Below are 16008 nucleotides of genomic sequence, written 5' to 3'. Positions count from 1 at the left end.
AACATGCTCACCGACGGCGAGATCAACACCTTGGTCGCGCGCATCGCTTCGCACTTACGTCCGGAGCGCATCATCGTCTTCGGATCATATGCGAAGGGCAGCGCGACACCACACAGCGATCTGGACATGCTGATCGTGCTCGACACGCCAATGGCCGAAGAGTACCGACCACAGTTGGTCGCGCCGCTGATCGCCGATCACTCGGTCCCCATCGACGCACACGTGATCACACCTGCGGAACTTGCCGCGCTGAGCGCCGTACGGTATTCGTTCATGGACGCGGCGGTGCGTACAGGCCGTGTTATCTACGAACGCCGGGACTGCCGCTCATGACCGCGCCGCAGACACCCAAGACCGACGTCAAAGTCTCGGCGCCGGCCGTCTCGCTTCCCACCGGGGGCGGTGCGATCCGGGGAATGGGTGAAACATTCACGATGAATGCCGTCACGGGCACCGCGTCCTTCACAGTACCAATTGCGAGCTCGCCGGGCCGCGCTGGCTTCGGCCCAGACCTCGCGCTGTCGTACGACTCCGGCGAAGGCAACGGTCCGTTTGGCTTGGGCTGGTCGCTGTCACTGCCGAGCATCACTCGGAAGACTGGCAAGGGGTTGCCGCGCTACGACGACACGACCGACGTCTTCGTGTTCTGGAACTCCGACGACCTGGTGCCGGAACTGGGTGCAGACGGACAGCGACGCACCCAGCCGGTGGACGGCCATACCGTGCAGCGCTACTTCCCTCGCATCGAGGGAATGTTCACTCGCATCGAGCGCTGGACCGAGGACCGCACAGGTGACGTGCACTGGCGAACCACCACGCGAGACAACATCTTGTCGATTTACGGCGGAAGCCCCGACTCCCGGATCGCCGACCGACTCGGCCGTATCTTCAGTTGGCTGCTGTGTGAGGTCCGCGACGACCGCGGTCAGGCGATGCTATACAGCTACCTCGCCGACGACAGCACCGGCGTAGCGGTAAACCAGGCGCACGAGCAGCAGCGCGGCGGGCCGGATAGTGAGAGCCGACGAACTAACCGGTACCTCAAGCGGGTTCGGTACGGCAACCTCACCTCATTGCTCGGTCGCGATGGGCGACGACCCCGCTTCCTGGAGCCGGCAGCGGTCGAAGGCACCGACTGGATGTTCGACGTGGTGTTCGACTACGGCGACCACGACGCCGCCGTTCCAGTGCCCGAGCCCACTCCGGGCGCATGGCCGTGCCGCCCGGATCCGTTCTCCACCTATCGACCAGGGTTCGAGGTGCGGACCTACCGCCTGTGCCGCCGCGTGCTGATGTTCCACCATTTCCCAGGCGAGCCGGACGTCGGCCGGAACTGCCTGGTGAAGTCGACCGACCTCTCCTACACCGGCACGGTCTACTCGATGCTGAGCCGAGTTCAGCACACCTGCTATCGCCGAGCCGGGGCGGGCTACGATTCTGCATCGCTACCGCCGCTCGACTTCGAATACCGTGCAGCAGCGGTGGATCCGACTGTGCACGAGATCACAGACCTGCCCACCGGCGTCGACGAAGACGTATATCTGTGGGCAGATCTGGACGGCGAAGGGCTCCCCGGGGTACTGACCGAGCAGACCGGGGCCTGGTTCTATCACCGCAACACCAGCCGGGTGGGGCAACCGGCGTTCTCTGGGGCGGAGATGGTGTGGCGGGTGCCCTCACACTCGTCCACCGCGGACCAACAGCTGTTGGACCTCGCCGGTGACGGACAGCTCGACCTGGTCGACCTGAAGGGCCCCACGCCCGGGTTCTATGAGCGGACCACAGACCAGGACTGGATGCCGTGGCGACCGTTCACCGCCCTGCCACAGATCGACTGGACGGATCCGCGGCTGCGGTTCATCGACCTGACCGGAGACGGACATGCGGACATCATGATCGCAGGCGATGACACGCTGATCTGGCACGCGTCCGACGGCGAGTCCGGGTTCGGTCCCGCGCGCTTCGCAGGTGGAATGTTCGACGAGGACACCGGTCCGCGACCGCTTCTGACTGACCCGGCAGAGTCGATCTATCTGGCGGATCTATCGGGTGATGGCCTAACCGACGTGGTACGGGTGCGTAACGGTGAGATCTGCTACTGGCCGAACCTGGGCTATGGGCGGTTCGGCTCAAAAGTCGTGATGGACGACGCGCCGGTGTTCGACAGTTTCGATGCGCGCCGAATACGGTTGGCGGACATCGATGGTTCGGGCACCACCGATGTGCTGTACCTGGGTGCCGACGGAGTGCAGATCCATCTGAACCGGTCCGGAAACTCTTGGGTCGCCGACGATTCCCTGGCCAGCGTTGGCGTGACCGACGACGCGACGACGGTGTCGGTGGTCGATCTGGCGGGTTCTGGCACATCGTGTTTGGTATGGTCCCCGAAGTTCGACGGTTCGCTGCGCTACGTCGACCTGATGAGTGCGGGGAAGCCGCATCTACTGACCGGCATTCGCAACAACCTCGGCCTGACCACCACGATCGATTACACGCCGTCGACCGAATTCTTCCTTGCGGACCAGGCCGCCGGCACACCATGGGCGACACGCACGCCTTTCCCCGTGCATTGCGTGAGCAAGGTCGTCGTCGCCGACAAATGGCGCGGCACCCGGTTCGCCAGCAGCTACTCCTATCACCACGGGCACTATGACGGTCTAGAGCGGGAGTTCCGCGGATTCGGCCGTGTCGAACAGGTGGATGTCGAGTCGTTCGGTGAGTTCGCCGAGGGCAACTTCGAAAGCCCTTACATCACCGACGATCTCACGCTGTATCAGCCCCCGGTTAAGAAGGTGTCCTGGTTTCACACCGGAGCCGACGTCGACTTTCGGACCGAATACCGCCATCCCGACGGGGACCGGGCAGTGCCTGCCGTAGCTCTACTCGGCGACCTGGGCGCGGACGACTGGCGGCAGGCCATGCGAACCGCCAAAGGCACGTTGCTGCGGGAGGAACTCTACGAGCTCGAGGTCGACGAAGCCAACGCGGGTCGCCACGTCCCGACGCGGCTGTTCTCCACGGTCACGCACAGCTGGGAAGTCTGCCGCCTACAATCCAGCGGAACGAACCTCCACGGCGTGTTCCTGCCGATACCCGTCGAATCGATAACCGCCCATTACGAATTGGATCTACGGGCCGTCGGCGTGCCGGTAGATCCGCGCGTTCTCCACACGCTGACCGTGCGCGCCGACAAGTTCGGCAACCCGTTGCAGACCGTCACCGTCGGATATCCGCGCCGAGGGCAGTTCACCGACGACGCGCTCGATGAGGTTACGATCGCCCGTGTCCGCCGAACACAGCACGAGTTGCATGTCTCCTACACCGAGAATCGGTACACCAACGACGTCGATACATTGGGCGACGATTACCGGCTACGAGTGCCGTGCGAGACGCTCAGATACGAATTGTCTGGCCTCGCACCGGAGGACGGGGCCATGTTCACCCGCGATGAGCTGCGCAAGACACCGTTGAGCCGGGTGCACCAGCAGAACGGTACCGAGGTGGACGAAGTCGGCTACCACCAGAACGCCGACGCTTCGTCGCCGCGCAAACGACTGCTCGAGCATCGTCGCACTCTGTTCACCGACGACGCGGTCGCTACCTTTGACAGGCCGGCGGCCTGGCGGGCGCTGCCTCGGATGGGCCTGATCTACGAGTCGTATCAGCTCGCGTTCACCGACGACTTGCTGAGCGCGGTCTTCGGTGACCGGCTCACACCCGAGATCCGCACCGCCCTCGGCGATCGGGTTCGCAGCGGCTACCTCACCGGGTCGCCGCTGGCGGCGAGTTTCCCCGGCGATCCAACCGCCGGGCAATACTGGTTGCGCTCGGGCAGCGTCGGGTTCGGCGATGACCCCGCTGGCCACTTCTTCCGGCCCCGCCGCTACACCGACGCGTTCGGAGCAGTCACTCGCCAGGAGTTCGACAACCCAGTGTTGCTTCTGCGGTCTGACACCGATCCGCGAGGAAACACCACCACCGTCGAGCGATTTGACTATCGCGTGCTGGCGGCCGCAGAACTGCGCGATCCCAACGACAACCGCTCACAGCTGGCATTCGACGTGCTCGGGGTGCCCACCGCGCTTGCGGTGCTCGGCAAGGGCACGGAGGCCGACGATCTCGACGGCCTCGACGAGCCCACTGTTTCCGAGCGCGCAGAGTTCTTCGACCAGGCCCACCTGGATGACGCGCGAGCGCGGCAGTGGCTCGGCAACGCCACGGCACGCTACGTCTATAACCTTGGCACGCAGACGAGTGCGGACGGCACCGTCTCCTGGGAGAATGCCCCCGCATGTGCCTGCACCATCCGCCGCGAGCGCCATGTCCGCTCCCTCGAGGACGGACAGCTCAGCCCGCTTCAGGTCGGGTTCGAATATTCCGATGCCACCGGCGCGCCCCTGATGCGCAAAGCGCAGGCGGCGCAGGAGGCGCCGGGACATCCGTTGCGCTGGATCGCCGACGGCCTCACCGTCGCCAATAACAAGGGCAACACCGTCAAACAGTACGAGCCGTTCTTCAGCCCGCCCGACCTCGGCCACCGTTTCGCCCACTCCGCGCCGGTGGGCCTGGCCACCATCACCTACTACGACGCTGTCGACCGACCGGTACGCGTTGAAATGCCCGACAAGACGCTGCGCCGCGTCGAGTTCTCGCCATGGGAGGTGCGGCGCTTCGACCAGAACGACACCGTCAAGGAGTCACGGTGGTTCACCGAGAGGACGGCACCGGGCGCGTCACCGCAGGACGCTCGCGCCGCCCGGCTGGCCGCGGAGCACGCCGACACCCCGGCGGTTGCGGTGCTCGACACCCTCGGCCGCGAAGTCGTCGCAATTGCCCACAATCGGGTGGTCGACGGCGCCGCTAACTCCCGCGACGAGAAGCTGGCGACGCTGACGGTTTACGATGCCAACGACCGTCCGCTGTGGACGCGTGACGCCCGCGGCAACCTGGTTGTCCAGTTCATCAACCCGGTCAAGCCGACTCGGCTGTCCGATGAACCCGTACTGGCGCTGGCCGAGGCGGTTCCGGACAGCAGCGCGCCGGGATACGACATGGTGGGCAATGCCCTGACCGAATACAGCCCGGACGGCGGCGGCCGGTGGCGACTGCCTGACGCGGCCGGCCAGAACATTTTCGCCTGGGACGACGTTGAAGTGTCAGGCGCGCCAGTGCGCCGCCTGCACTCCACCGATTACGACTCGCTGCGCCGCCCCGTAGCGCACTGGCTCACCGTCGGTGGCGGCGGCCCAGTCATGGTGGACCGTTTCGAGTACATCGACGCCGACGACAACGTCGCCGGCACCAAGGCCCGCAACATGTGCAAGCGGCTGCGCACCCAGTTCGACCAATCGGGCCTGACCACAACCGTGGCGGCCGATCTGGGCGGCAATGTCACCGAGGTTCGGCGCCGACTGATCCGCGATCACCGCCGACGCACCACGGACTGGCAGGACGACCCGCTCAAACAGTTGGAGTCCGACGAATACGTCCAGATGTCAACGTATGACGCCCTGAACAGGGTGATCCGGCACTATAACTGGCACCAAGGGGTCGGTAGCCGCGTGTCCGTGCACGAACCGCGCTACGACGCGGGCGGCCTGTTGACCGCCACCGATGTCGTCATCCGAGCCACTAAGACCGCGGACGGCCACACCGACAGCGTTGCGACACAGAGCCGCACGGTGATCACCTCGATCACCTACGACGCAATGGGGCGGCGTCGCTCCATCGCCTACGGCAACGGGACGATAACGCTGTTCGACGTCGACCCGGCGGCGCATCGCTTACGCCAGCAGCGCACCACCAGACCCGGCTTCAGCTCGACGTTTCCCAATACTCGGGGCCAGTTACGCGACGCCCGGGTGGTGCAGAACTTGCACTACACCTACGACGCGGTCGGCAACCTCGTCGAGGTCCACGACGACGCCTATGCACCCGCGTTCTTCGACAACCAGCGCGTCGAGGCTCGCAGCAGCTACACCTACGACCCGCTGTACCGGCTCGCCTCCGCCACGGGGCGCGAAAACGGCGTCGCCACAACACCACCCGAGCAGTTCGAGACACTGCCGTTCGCGGTCGATTTTCCCGTCGTCGCCCCGGACACCTTGCGCAACTACGCCCAGGACTTCACCTACGACGCGGCCGGCAATCTGACGCTTATCCGGCATCAGGCTGGGCCGAGCGGCAGCTGGACACGAACGATGAAGTACCTCGACGACTCCAATCAGCTCACCACCGCGGCCGTCGGCGCGCAGCAGCTGATCAGCTTCCGCCATGACTCGCACGGCAACCTGCTCAATCCCAGCGGCGACTCCGACGCCGATCAACTGTCGTGGGATTACCGCGACCTGCTCGATGTCTACGACCGCGGTGGCGGCGGTCTCGTGTTCTACGACTACGACGCCGGCAAGGAGCGCACTCGCAAGGTCAACGACGACGGTGGTGAGGTGCGCTGGAGCCGAACATATCTCGGCGGGTTGGAGATCTTCCGCCGCTTCGTACGGGGCATCCTCGTCGAGGAGATCGAAACCATTGAGATCCTCGACGAGCAACGCCGGGTCATGCTGGTCGAGGATGTGCTGCGCAGCGACCAACCACAGGCACGGATCGGCCCGTTGTACCGGTACCAGTACGACAACATGGGTTCGGCGACGTTGGAGCTAACGGACAACGCCGATGTGCTGTCCTACGAGGAGTTCTATCCGCACGGTTCGACTGCGTACAGGGCCGTCAGCAAGTCGATCAAGGCCGCAGCCAAGCGCTACCGCTTCCTCGGCAAAGAGCGCGACGAGGAAAGTGGCCTGAATTATCACGGCGTCAGATACTACGCGCCATGGCTGGCGCGCTGGGTCAGCGCGGACCCGGCCGGCATGGCCGGGGGGCTTAACCGCTACGCATACGCGCACAACAACCCGGTCGAACTGAAGGACGAGAACGGCCGCTGGCCAAAGTTCGTCGACAGTTTCCGCCAGGACCCTCTCGGCGCGACCAAGCAGATCGCGCAGACGACGGGCAAGATGGCACTGGCCTACGCCGAGAAACGCATCGCCGACCTCGACGACAAGGCTCAGATGCTCAACCCGTTGACGGCGACGGTCAAGATCGGCGCGGGTGTGGTCGCAAAGGGCGTCCAAGAGGCCAAGGAAATCAAGCACGAGTATGCAGAGGGAGGCGGTGGGACCAGGGGAGCCGCCCGCGCCACGGTGCGAGCGCTTGCCGGACCGGTCAGCTCGCACACCAGCGACGCGATGGTCAAGGCGCATAAGGCCGGTGCCAGCCCGGCGAAGGTCATCGACGCCGGGCTGGCCAAGTGGGCTGAAGAAGTCAACGACGCCAACCCGCTGTATCACCTGGGCGTCGCGACTGTGGGAGCTCCCGTGGCGGCGATGGACGCACTCGACCGGGGCGACCCGACGGCGGCTGGCAAGCACCTGGCCGAGGGCCAGTCCAGCATGGAAGAGGCCGCGAAGACGTTGCTGCCGATGGCGATGGAGGCGGGATTGGTCAACACCGCCCCACGGGGCGCGATGACGGGACCGAAGGCACCCGCGAAGCCGGGCGCGCTCTCGTACTCCCCGGAACCGATGCCCCACGACGTGGAAGCCGCGGTGCGAAAGACGATGCAAAAACTAGAGATCCCCACTAGGAATCAGGGCAGCCTAAGAGCTGGCAAGAAGGGATTGGTCTACGAGCGCCACGACAACATGGGCATCGGTCGGAACAGCCGGAAAGGCATCAGCATTGATGCGGGGATCTTGCGGAACTGGCCCACCGACTGGGCGGAATGGAATGCCGCCTCTCTAGAAACCCGCATCGAGGCGGTACTCCAGCACGAGTGGTACGAGTTCAAGGGTGCCAGCCACGAGGAAGCGATCGCGATGGGCCACCGGGGTGAATTTACGTTGCGCAACCTCAGCGAGGAGGCCAAGCAGCTGCTCCGCTCCATGCCGACGAAGAACGCGCATCGCTGATCGACCCTCTTGTCCACCACGTCGAGGTCATCTCCTTGAACGGGCGCATCTACCACCGGCCCGGAGTTCGCACAGCCCGCCTGACGAACGCGCCCAGCGTTGCGTGGATCTGACGTCGCGAGTAGGGCTGGAACTGGCGAACATCGACCTTTTGCTGTCCGCCGACGGAACACCTACTGCTCCAAGGTCGACCCCGGCCCGCGTTCAGCTTCTAGGAGGCAAACACGGCCAGCCGATCGCTCCAGGCACAGCGCTTGCAATGTCGTGCTGGAGCAGCGGCCGCTGCAGCGCTCGGAGCGGTGGTCGCGTGAACCTCGTCGCGACCCTCTGCAGGTCATGTGCGGGGGACCGGACAGGACGACTTCACCCCGTGGTCGGGTAACGGCGGCCGCATCGGCGAAGCAAGATATGGCCATTGGCCGCCAATCTCGACCGGGCGCGGTCGAGGACACCCGGCGGGGTGTGGCTGGCGATGCTCAGTGCGACCCGGTAGCGCACCCGTGGCGGGAAGGTCGCGTGGTCCTGATCGCACGAGACCATGCCCGGCGACGCGGGCGTTGCGCTGATCGAACGGTCGCGGTGGCATCGCCGCAGCGGACGCGGGATCCGACTCCGTCGACGGTTGGTAGCGGCGCAGCTCGCTGACCGGGCAACCCTGGCCTCGCAGCGTGCACCCATGACTCCATCACGGTTCGGTGCCAGAAGCCGGGATCTGCAGGACCTCGTCAAACGGGTGGACGCCGGGCGCCTCAGCCCGTGGCTGATCGACGGCATCGGTGGCGACCCCAGCCGCCAGGTGCGGTTTGACCTCGGCGCTCATCGGCCCCACTGGCTGACTACCGCCAGCGTGCCGCTGTTCATCTCGGCGAATACCCTGAAGCACTACCGCAGCACAGGAGACGACTGGCCGACCCGCAAGGCCGGAACCTTCGGCTGCGGCGTGTGGGCATGCGACTCCGGCGGCTTCACGGAACTGCGTGACCACGGTCAGTGGCGACAGCACCCTGACGAGTACGGCGGCATGATCACCCGGTTCATCGAGGAGATCGGCGCGCCACCGGCCTTCGTATCCACCTCAGGACTGGATGTGCGAGCCGTGGGTCATCGCCGGTGGCGTGCACCAGGGCCAGCGCTTCGCTGGCACCCGGCTGGACGTACGAGCGCACCTGGAGTTGACGGTGGAGAACCTGCTCTACCTGCGTCAGAACTTCCCGCACGTGCCATGGGCGCCGGTACTGCAAGGCTGGCAACTGGAGGATTATCAGTTGTGCCACCAGATGTACGCCGAGGCAGGCGTCGACCTTGCTGCCGAACCGTTGGTGGGCCTCGGCAGCGTCTGCCGGCGGCAGTCCACTGCCGAGATCGGAGCGATCGTCGAGACGTTCTGGCGGGCCGGGCTGTCCCTGCACGGCTTCGGCGTCAAGCGAGACGGTGTCCTGCGATACGGACACATGATGGCCAGCATCGACTCTATGGCCTGGAGCTTCGGGGCTCGAGCCGACAAGATCCGCCTGCCCGGCTGCCAGCACGCGGGACCCTGCAACAACTGCCTGCGCTACGCCCTCGTGTGGCGGGAAAGGTCATGCACGCGCTGAGGCAGCCACGCCAGCTCACCCTCGACCTGTTCGGTGCCGGTACCGGGCAGCACGCCGGATCCGCCTTCCCCCGCCCACCTCAGTCGTCGACCGCGTCGTCCACGCGGCCATCGCCGCCCGATGCTGCAGCCATCAGGTTGCCCGGGTCCCAAGGTCCGGCCGCTGGCCGGCGCCGGTAACGGTTGCGCTCACAGGGGCGTTAACGGCCAGGCGTAAGGCTCGATGCCGTGAGCACCGAAGGCATTGTCAGCGCCTCTGGCCAGGGCCGGCACCGGGAGCACCTCAGCCCCGGCCGGCCCCACCGGATCTATCCTCGGCTTTCGAACGAGGAGAAGGCGCTGGTCGCTGAGGCGGCCCGGCGAGCCGGTCTCACGCCAGCGGGATACACGGCGCAGGTAGTGGTCGGCGCAGCGCGCGCAGAAGAGCCGGCCACGGGCCTGACCGGTGACCTGCGGGAGCTGCAGCGAGAACTGTTCGCTGCCCGCCGTGCGGTGAACATGTTCGGCTCCAACGTCAATCAGGCTGCTGCGGCCGCGAATGCGACCGGGGAGCTGCCCGGTTGGGCCGTTGAGGCGGTGCAGTTGTGCGCGCATGCCGTCGTCCGCCTCGACCAGGTGACGGCACTGATTGACCGGCGGCTGCGGTGATCTCGCGCGTCCACCGTCGAGGCGCCCGCGTCGGTGGGTTGCTGCGCTACCTCTACGGGCCGGGGAAGCAGGAGGAGCACGTCAACCCGCGGTTGGTCGCGGCGTGGGACGGTGCCGGGGAGCTGGCCGATCTGGAGCCAGGGATCGCCGCCTCGGGTAAGCGGGACTTCCGGAGGTTGACCGCTCTCCTGGAGGAGCCCGTGCGCGCGGGGATCCGCGCGCCGGCGAAACCTGTGTGGCACTGCTCGATGCGCCTGGCGCCGGAGGACCGCGACCGGGTGCTCACTGACGGCACCTGGGGGCGCATGGCCCGGGAGATGCTCACCGAAGCGGGACTCGCCTCGGAAGCGGATGACCCGGGCCTGCGGTGGGTGGTGGTGCGGCACAACGATGACCACGTCCACATCGTCGCCACCCTCGTGCGCGAAGACGGCCGCACGAACTGGGCCCGCAACGACTACCTCAAGTGCGTGAAGGCCACCTACAACGTCGCCCGCCGCTACGGCCTGCGCAGGCAGGTACCTCCGGCCGACCGCACCGCCCACCGGAGGCCACACCCGGTGGAGGTCAACAAGGCCCGCCGCAAGGGTTGGAGCGACACCCCGCGCGACGAGTTGCGACGGCGGGTCCGCACCGCCGTCGCCGCCGCCAGCAGCGAGCGGGAGTTCCTCGACCGGCTGGGGGAGGCAGGGGTGCTGATCAGAGTGCGTCGCAGCACCGTCAACGCCGATGAGATCACCGGTTATGCCGTCGCTCTGCCTGGCGTGGGCACCGGTGACGGGCAACCGGTGTGGTTCTCCGGTGGGCGCCTCGCTCCGGACCTGACCCTGCCGAAGCTGCGCCGCCGGTGGGGCGACCCGCCGCCGGCCGTCGGCCTACCGTCGGGAGGTCGGGTCACGGCCCGCGCCCAAGCCCTACGCGACGCCGCCGGCGTCACCCAGGCGGCGGCTGAAGAGATCCGCCGCAGCGCGCGCGAGGATCCCGCGGCCGCCCAGGCCGCCGCGACCGCCGCAGCCGACGTGCTCACCAGCCTGGCGTACGCGAGGGAAGGCAGCCTGCGTGGGCCGTTGCACCGGGCGGCGGAGGTGTTCGACCGCGCCGCACGCGACATGTACGCACGAACCGCGCGCACGACATCCCTGTCGTACGAGCTACGAGCGATGTCACGGCTGGTAGCGCTCATGGGCCGCATCGCCGCAGACGAGGACTCAGCCGCCGCGATGGCGCTGGTGCTCGACATGGCGCGGCTTGCCGACGCGCTGGAGCACCTCCGCACCGCTCAGCAGCGACTGCACCAGGCGAAGGCAGCCCGGGACGCAGCCCGGCAACTCCGGACCCTCGCCGCCGGCTGGCAGCGGCCGGTAACGACGCCGCTCACCGTGACGGCAACACCCAGCCCGACAGTAGACAATGCCCGCCGCGCAACGCGGACTTGGTAACAGGAGGAGCCCAGCATGATGCAACCGCAGCACGAAGACCCGGTCGACGAGGCCAGACAGAAGGCGATGCAGTTCTTCGGCGTCGTCTCCACCCTCAGCGAAGCCGTCGCCCGCTTCGCCGCAGTGGGCACCCAGCGCAAGGCCGCCGAGGAGGAACGCGCCGCCGGCCGGGAGCGGGCCGCCGAGGCGGCCAGCCGTGAGGCCGACCGGCTCAGCGACTCCGTCCGCGCCGACCGCGAGCGACTCGCCCGCCGAGTCGACGGCGCGTGGCTGAAGGACGCCACCCTCACCGAGGTGGCCCAGGTATGGCGTACGGCGACGGTGCACGCCGCCGCCGGCGACCCCGTCGCGCAGAAGCTTGCGGGGCTCGCACTGGACCGCCTGGGCGAGCTGCACCCGCAGTGGCGGGCCGCGTACGACCGGCAGCGGGCGGCCGGAAAGTCCGCCCCCGACGCCGCCCGCGCCGCGGCCCACGAGGTCTGGGAGAGCGAAGCGACGAGGGCCGGCGCCAGCGGCAGGGCAGCGCGACCGCACGGTGGCCTTGAGGACCCGAAGCTGCGCGCCGGCGCGAACGGGAAGGCGCTACCCGCTGGTGGGCAGGCGCTCAACGACCTGGACGCCGCCGTACGCGCTGAAGCAGTGCGGTTGCTCGCCGACGTCAGTCCCGAGGCGCTGGACCGACTACAGCGTGACCTGCGCGCCAGCGGCCGGGCACCAGCGGCGGACGGCCTCGGACTGGCACGTCAGTACGTGAGTCAGGCCCGAGAGGCAGGCGCACTGACGCCGGTGGTCGCCGATGCCGTCGACCGCGACCTGCTGGCACGCGCAGACGAGGAACGGGCGCAGGCCCGCGCCGTCGCAGGGACGCCGGATTACCCGCGCACCGCAGTCGACGAGCATACCGAGGGGCTCGTTGTGGCCACGGGGCATTTCGGATCGGCCAGCCACGACGAAGCCGTGGCCCAGCAGCGCCGCCTCGGCAGTACGTTCGCTCCGCTGGTCGTTGGCGGGAAGGTGGACCCCCTCGCGGCCTCCAAGCGGCCGGCGACCGTGGTAACGGAGCGGGTCCGGGCGGTGACGCGATGACCAGCGTGGAAACCTCAAGTCCTTTCGGCGAGGTGGACGGGACGACAGAGGACCTCGCAGCCCAGGTGGCGCTGTTGACCAGGCAGGTCGCCGAACTTCAGCAGGTTGTCGCCGACCGCGCGGCCAGCGGCGGGGAGGGGCAGCCACCGGTGTACGCGACTGTCGAGGAGTGGGTCCGCGACTACCTCCTGCCGGGATTTCCCCGGCCGGTCGGCGAGGTTGGGCTGGTGCGGTGGCACTGGTGCGAGCAGTGGTGGCGCCACGACGAAGCCGTCACCCGGCTGACCGCCTTGTGGTACGGCTGGGAACACGCCCGGCTGGAGATGACCGGCATGCTCGGCTGGCTACGCGAACTGGACCACCACCTGCCGGTGCTGTTCGGCCCCGACGGGCCATTCCGCTCCTGCGCCCCCGGCATCGACGGCAGCATTGCCCGACACAAGGCGCCTACCGTTGCTGCCTTCGAGCAAGCGCCGGAGCAGTGGTGGGACTGGTGGGATACCAAGTAGGCACAGCGGCCTTCCTCTACCCGCTGGTCCTCGACACTCGTCCTGGCGGCACGGAACTGGGGGTCGAACGGTCGACGCCGGGCACGTCCTCGGCCGTCTATGGTCGATCAGTCCACGTTCCCGGAGGTAGCGCCATAGCCGAAGCCCAGCTCGCTTCGTATCGCCGTGCGGCGTTATTCGTCGACTTCGAGAACGTGTACATCGGTTTGCGCAACTCAAGCCCCGACGCGGCTGCGGCGTTCGCCACTGACCCCGGGGCGCTGGGTGCGGTGGATGGAGCAGGATCTCGGCCCATTCCGGGTCGATGACGACGAAGTCCCGCGGGTGCTGCTACGTCGGATCTGCTACCTGGAGCCGAGCCATTCCGGCAAGTTCCGTTCATACTTCACTCGGGCCGGGTTCCGGGTCGTGGACTGCCCGTCGCTGACGAGCATGGGCAAGAACAGTGCCGACATCCACATGGTGCTCGACATTCTCGACACCCTGACCCACCCGACCCGGTTCGACGACTTCGTCGTCCTGTCGACCGACGCAGACTTCACCCCGGTGTTCATGCGGCTGCGGGAGCACGACAGGACCTCGGCGATGCTGGTGAGCGGGCCGACCACCGCCGCGCTGCAGTCGGTGTGCGACTTCGCGATTCCGGACATCATGTTCATCGAGGAAGCCTTGGGCCTGAGCCCGTCGCAAGCCGGAGCGGACCAGGTTCGAACCCCCGTGCCGCAGCCACGCGCGACCGCTGCTGCGCTGGCCGACCGCGACAGCAAGAGCGTGCGGAACCGCCTCGAGGCGGCGGTGCGGCAGCTTGTGGCACGTCGACGACACCGGTCGACCTCGCCTCCGCAGCACACTACGAACTGCTTGAACCCGCCCGCCCCGGCCCAGTTTGTCGTCGCCTCCCGTCCCACGGCCTTGCAGACGTAGTTTTGGACGGCGGCTGCGAGCCGTAACGCGCGGTCGGCGGCAGATCCGGATGCCTACCTATGCGTGCCGTCACTGACGACGACCGGTTCAGCAGCGTCGAACCACGGCTTGCCGGCCGCCCAGTGCCGAACCCACCCGACGAACCCCGACGTCCCGGTGGTGTAGCCGAACTCTGCTCCGAAGGGCATCGCGCCCTCACCGCTGATATTCCAGATCTGCCCGCGGTGCGGGCCGGTCACGACGAGGTGCCAATACATCCCACAGCCATCCGTGCCGAGCACGATCGATCCATGGTCGAAGACGGGATGAAGCAGCCGCTCAATCTCCTCCGACGGCCGGGAGTCCTCCTCCCACAGCCACGCCTCGGTCAGCGGAAACGGAGCCGCCAACTCGCGCACCGGGCGGTCGTCGCCCCAGTCATCGGGCATCTCGGCCACCCCGAGGAGGCCGAAGTCTGGTGGTCCGGAGAACGATCCATCGGTGATCTCCGCGACGAAGGTGCGGTATGGCTCCGGCAGCACGATTCCATGCTCCGCTTCAAAGGCGTGTACGCCTGGCCAACCCAGAGCCGATTCACCGGCGTCGTTCACCATGAAGGCAGATCGAAGCTCGGCGAGGTCGTCCGGGCGAGGATGCTCGTTCATGACGCGTAGTCGTACCACGTCGGATCGCGGTGCGCGGCTGGTCAGCCTAACCTCACCCTCTGGTCTTGGTTCGACTCCACGCTGCATCGCGGGCGCGGCGGCACAGCGCCGCACTTGGCGCGGGTCGCAGCTACTTGTGCGCGTCGTGGCCAGGTCGGCGGCTCGCTGCCACCACAGTTGCGATCGTAGGTTAGCGGACATGGTCGAGCGGGCGGCGTTACCTCAGGCGCTTTGGCCCGGACACGCAGGAAACCCGTCGGCTGGCGTGGAGCAGCGGAGTCGGGCCGCGCCAACCACAGACAATCCGTGGGTTATGAGGGTGGGAAGATTTGGCCGGCGGCCGACCGGCACGGCCTGGACGACGTGCACCAGCTGCCCGCGTCCGGCCGCAGAGCGCGTCACGGTCGTCGAGCTCCGGGTGCGGCGGCGCGCATGGTGTCCGGCCACCCTCCACCGTCAAAGGCGCTTCGCTTCGCAGGCGACGGCCACAAACCGGTTGCCCTTGAGCAGCGGAGCCTCTGCGACCCTATGCGGTCAGGAGTCAAGCGGCAGGCCGGTAGCCTGCCCGCACGAGGCGCACGCTGCCGCACCCGTCATCGACTCAAGGGCGGTGTGAGCGAGCGTCAAGGCCGCCTCGACGTCTAACGAGCCGAACGGAGGAGACGGCATGTGCCGGACATGGCTATCCTTGATCACGGAGCCGGTCGGTTGAACCCGGTGTTGACCCACTGGGCCGTGGTGCTGATTTTCCTTAGTTTGGCTTGCATCTCAACCCTTGTCTCAGTGTCCGTATCGGCAATGAGTCCTGAGAGCAAGGTGAGCCGGATGGTAGCAACGCTTGTCACCGTTGTTATGTCTGTCGAAGCAGGTCTGATGACCAACTTGGCAGCGTCAGCACTGGGTTGAGTCGATCGTCTCCACCCCAGTTACCCTTCCGAGTCGTATGGCAATTGGCAGGCCGGAGATGGCAGGGTGGACACTGTGACTGGACGTGAGATCGCCGAAGTGGGAACCTGCGAGACCTGTCATGATCCAGTTGACCTTACGAACGAGCAAGCCGTGGCGCACCACACTTTGCGTACCAACGATGCCGCCTGTGACGGAACCTGTCAAGTCAAGTGAGACGTTTTCGTGGTCAGGTGTTCTGTAGATCTGCGGGTTGAGCTGCTGGTTTGTTGATCCACACCGTGGTCG

11 protein-coding genes are annotated in these 16008 nt (G+C 67.0%); 8 read left to right on the top strand and 3 right to left on the bottom strand.

Annotation, left to right across the window (positions count from 1 at the left end):
- The first annotated feature begins 3 nt into the window (after positions 1-3).
- Complete coding sequence (locus tag AB0G14_RS24305) at positions 4-333, top strand: nucleotidyltransferase domain-containing protein (RefSeq protein WP_357701015.1); 330 nt, start codon at positions 4-6, stop codon at positions 331-333.
- Positions 330-7970: a SpvB/TcaC N-terminal domain-containing protein gene (locus AB0G14_RS24300; protein ID WP_357701013.1), complete on the top strand. Its 7641-nt coding sequence runs from the start codon at positions 330-332 to the stop codon at positions 7968-7970. Before AB0G14_RS24305 ends, AB0G14_RS24300 begins: the two co-directional genes overlap by 4 nt.
- Before the next feature lie 685 nt (positions 7971-8655).
- On the opposite strand, the gene AB0G14_RS24295 is transcribed toward AB0G14_RS24300, so the two are convergent.
- Entirely contained in the window at positions 8656-8790 is a 135-nt protein-coding gene (locus tag AB0G14_RS24295) for a hypothetical protein (protein WP_357701011.1), read from the bottom strand.
- Positions 8791-9148: 358 nt separating this feature from the next.
- On the opposite strand from AB0G14_RS24295, the gene AB0G14_RS24290 reads away from it, so the two are divergent.
- The 6 genes from AB0G14_RS24290 (at position 9149) to AB0G14_RS24265 (ending at position 14170) form a co-directional block, all read left to right on the top strand.
- Positions 9149-9565: a hypothetical protein gene (locus AB0G14_RS24290; RefSeq protein ID WP_357701009.1), complete on the top strand. Its 417-nt coding sequence runs from the start codon at positions 9149-9151 to the stop codon at positions 9563-9565.
- Between the two features lie 227 nt (positions 9566-9792).
- Positions 9793-10212: a hypothetical protein gene (locus AB0G14_RS24285; protein ID WP_357701007.1), complete on the top strand. Its 420-nt coding sequence runs from the start codon at positions 9793-9795 to the stop codon at positions 10210-10212.
- Positions 10209-11651, top strand: coding sequence for a relaxase (locus tag AB0G14_RS24280; RefSeq protein WP_357701005.1), 1443 nt, complete (start codon positions 10209-10211; stop codon positions 11649-11651). The genes AB0G14_RS24285 and AB0G14_RS24280 overlap by 4 nt, the downstream gene beginning before the upstream one ends.
- A gap of 15 nt (positions 11652-11666) precedes the next feature.
- Positions 11667-12737 carry a hypothetical protein gene (locus AB0G14_RS24275; RefSeq protein WP_357701003.1) on the top strand — a complete coding sequence of 357 codons (1071 nt, stop codon included), beginning with the start codon at positions 11667-11669 and terminating at the stop codon, positions 12735-12737.
- Positions 12734-13246, top strand: a complete 513-nt coding sequence (locus tag AB0G14_RS24270) for a DUF4913 domain-containing protein (RefSeq protein WP_357701001.1) — start codon at positions 12734-12736, stop codon at positions 13244-13246. The genes AB0G14_RS24275 and AB0G14_RS24270 overlap by 4 nt, the downstream gene beginning before the upstream one ends.
- Positions 13247-13519: 273 nt before the next feature.
- Positions 13520-14170 (top strand): NYN domain-containing protein, encoded by a 651-nt coding sequence (locus AB0G14_RS24265; RefSeq protein WP_357700999.1) that lies wholly within the window; start codon positions 13520-13522, stop codon positions 14168-14170.
- 53 nt (positions 14171-14223) lie between these two features.
- On the opposite strand, the gene AB0G14_RS24260 is transcribed toward AB0G14_RS24265, so the two are convergent.
- Together AB0G14_RS24260 and AB0G14_RS24255 are read right to left on the bottom strand one after the other, a co-directional pair.
- Entirely contained in the window at positions 14224-14814 is a 591-nt protein-coding gene (locus AB0G14_RS24260; protein WP_357700997.1) for an SMI1/KNR4 family protein, read from the bottom strand.
- An 891-nt stretch (positions 14815-15705) separates the two neighbouring features.
- A partial coding sequence (locus AB0G14_RS24255) for a hypothetical protein (RefSeq protein ID WP_357700995.1) occupies positions 15706-16008 on the bottom strand: 303 nt, incomplete at its 5' end.

The sequence above is a fragment of the Micromonospora sp. NPDC023814 genome, from assembly GCF_040639595.1.
Lineage (GTDB): Bacteria > Actinomycetota > Actinomycetes > Mycobacteriales > Micromonosporaceae > Micromonospora.
Note: the sequence above shows the minus strand (reverse complement) of the source record. Positions and strands in the feature narration are given on the sequence as shown.

What these genes read in the sequence shown, in the direction of transcription:
- AB0G14_RS24275 (WP_357701003.1), top strand. Translation starts at nt 11,667, where the DNA reads ATGATGCAACCGCAGCACGAAGACCCGGTCGACGAGGCCAGACAGAAG.
- AB0G14_RS24260 (WP_357700997.1), bottom strand. Translation starts at nt 14,814, where the DNA reads ATGAACGAGCATCCTCGCCCGGACGACCTCGCCGAGCTTCGATCTGCC.
- AB0G14_RS24305 (WP_357701015.1), top strand. Translation starts at nt 4, where the DNA reads ATGCTCACCGACGGCGAGATCAACACCTTGGTCGCGCGCATCGCTTCG.
- AB0G14_RS24270 (WP_357701001.1), top strand. Translation starts at nt 12,734, where the DNA reads ATGACCAGCGTGGAAACCTCAAGTCCTTTCGGCGAGGTGGACGGGACG.
- AB0G14_RS24295 (WP_357701011.1), bottom strand. Translation starts at nt 8,790, where the DNA reads ATGAGCGCCGAGGTCAAACCGCACCTGGCGGCTGGGGTCGCCACCGAT.
- AB0G14_RS24300 (WP_357701013.1), top strand. Translation starts at nt 330, where the DNA reads ATGACCGCGCCGCAGACACCCAAGACCGACGTCAAAGTCTCGGCGCCG.
- AB0G14_RS24265 (WP_357700999.1), top strand. Translation starts at nt 13,520, where the DNA reads ATGGAGCAGGATCTCGGCCCATTCCGGGTCGATGACGACGAAGTCCCG.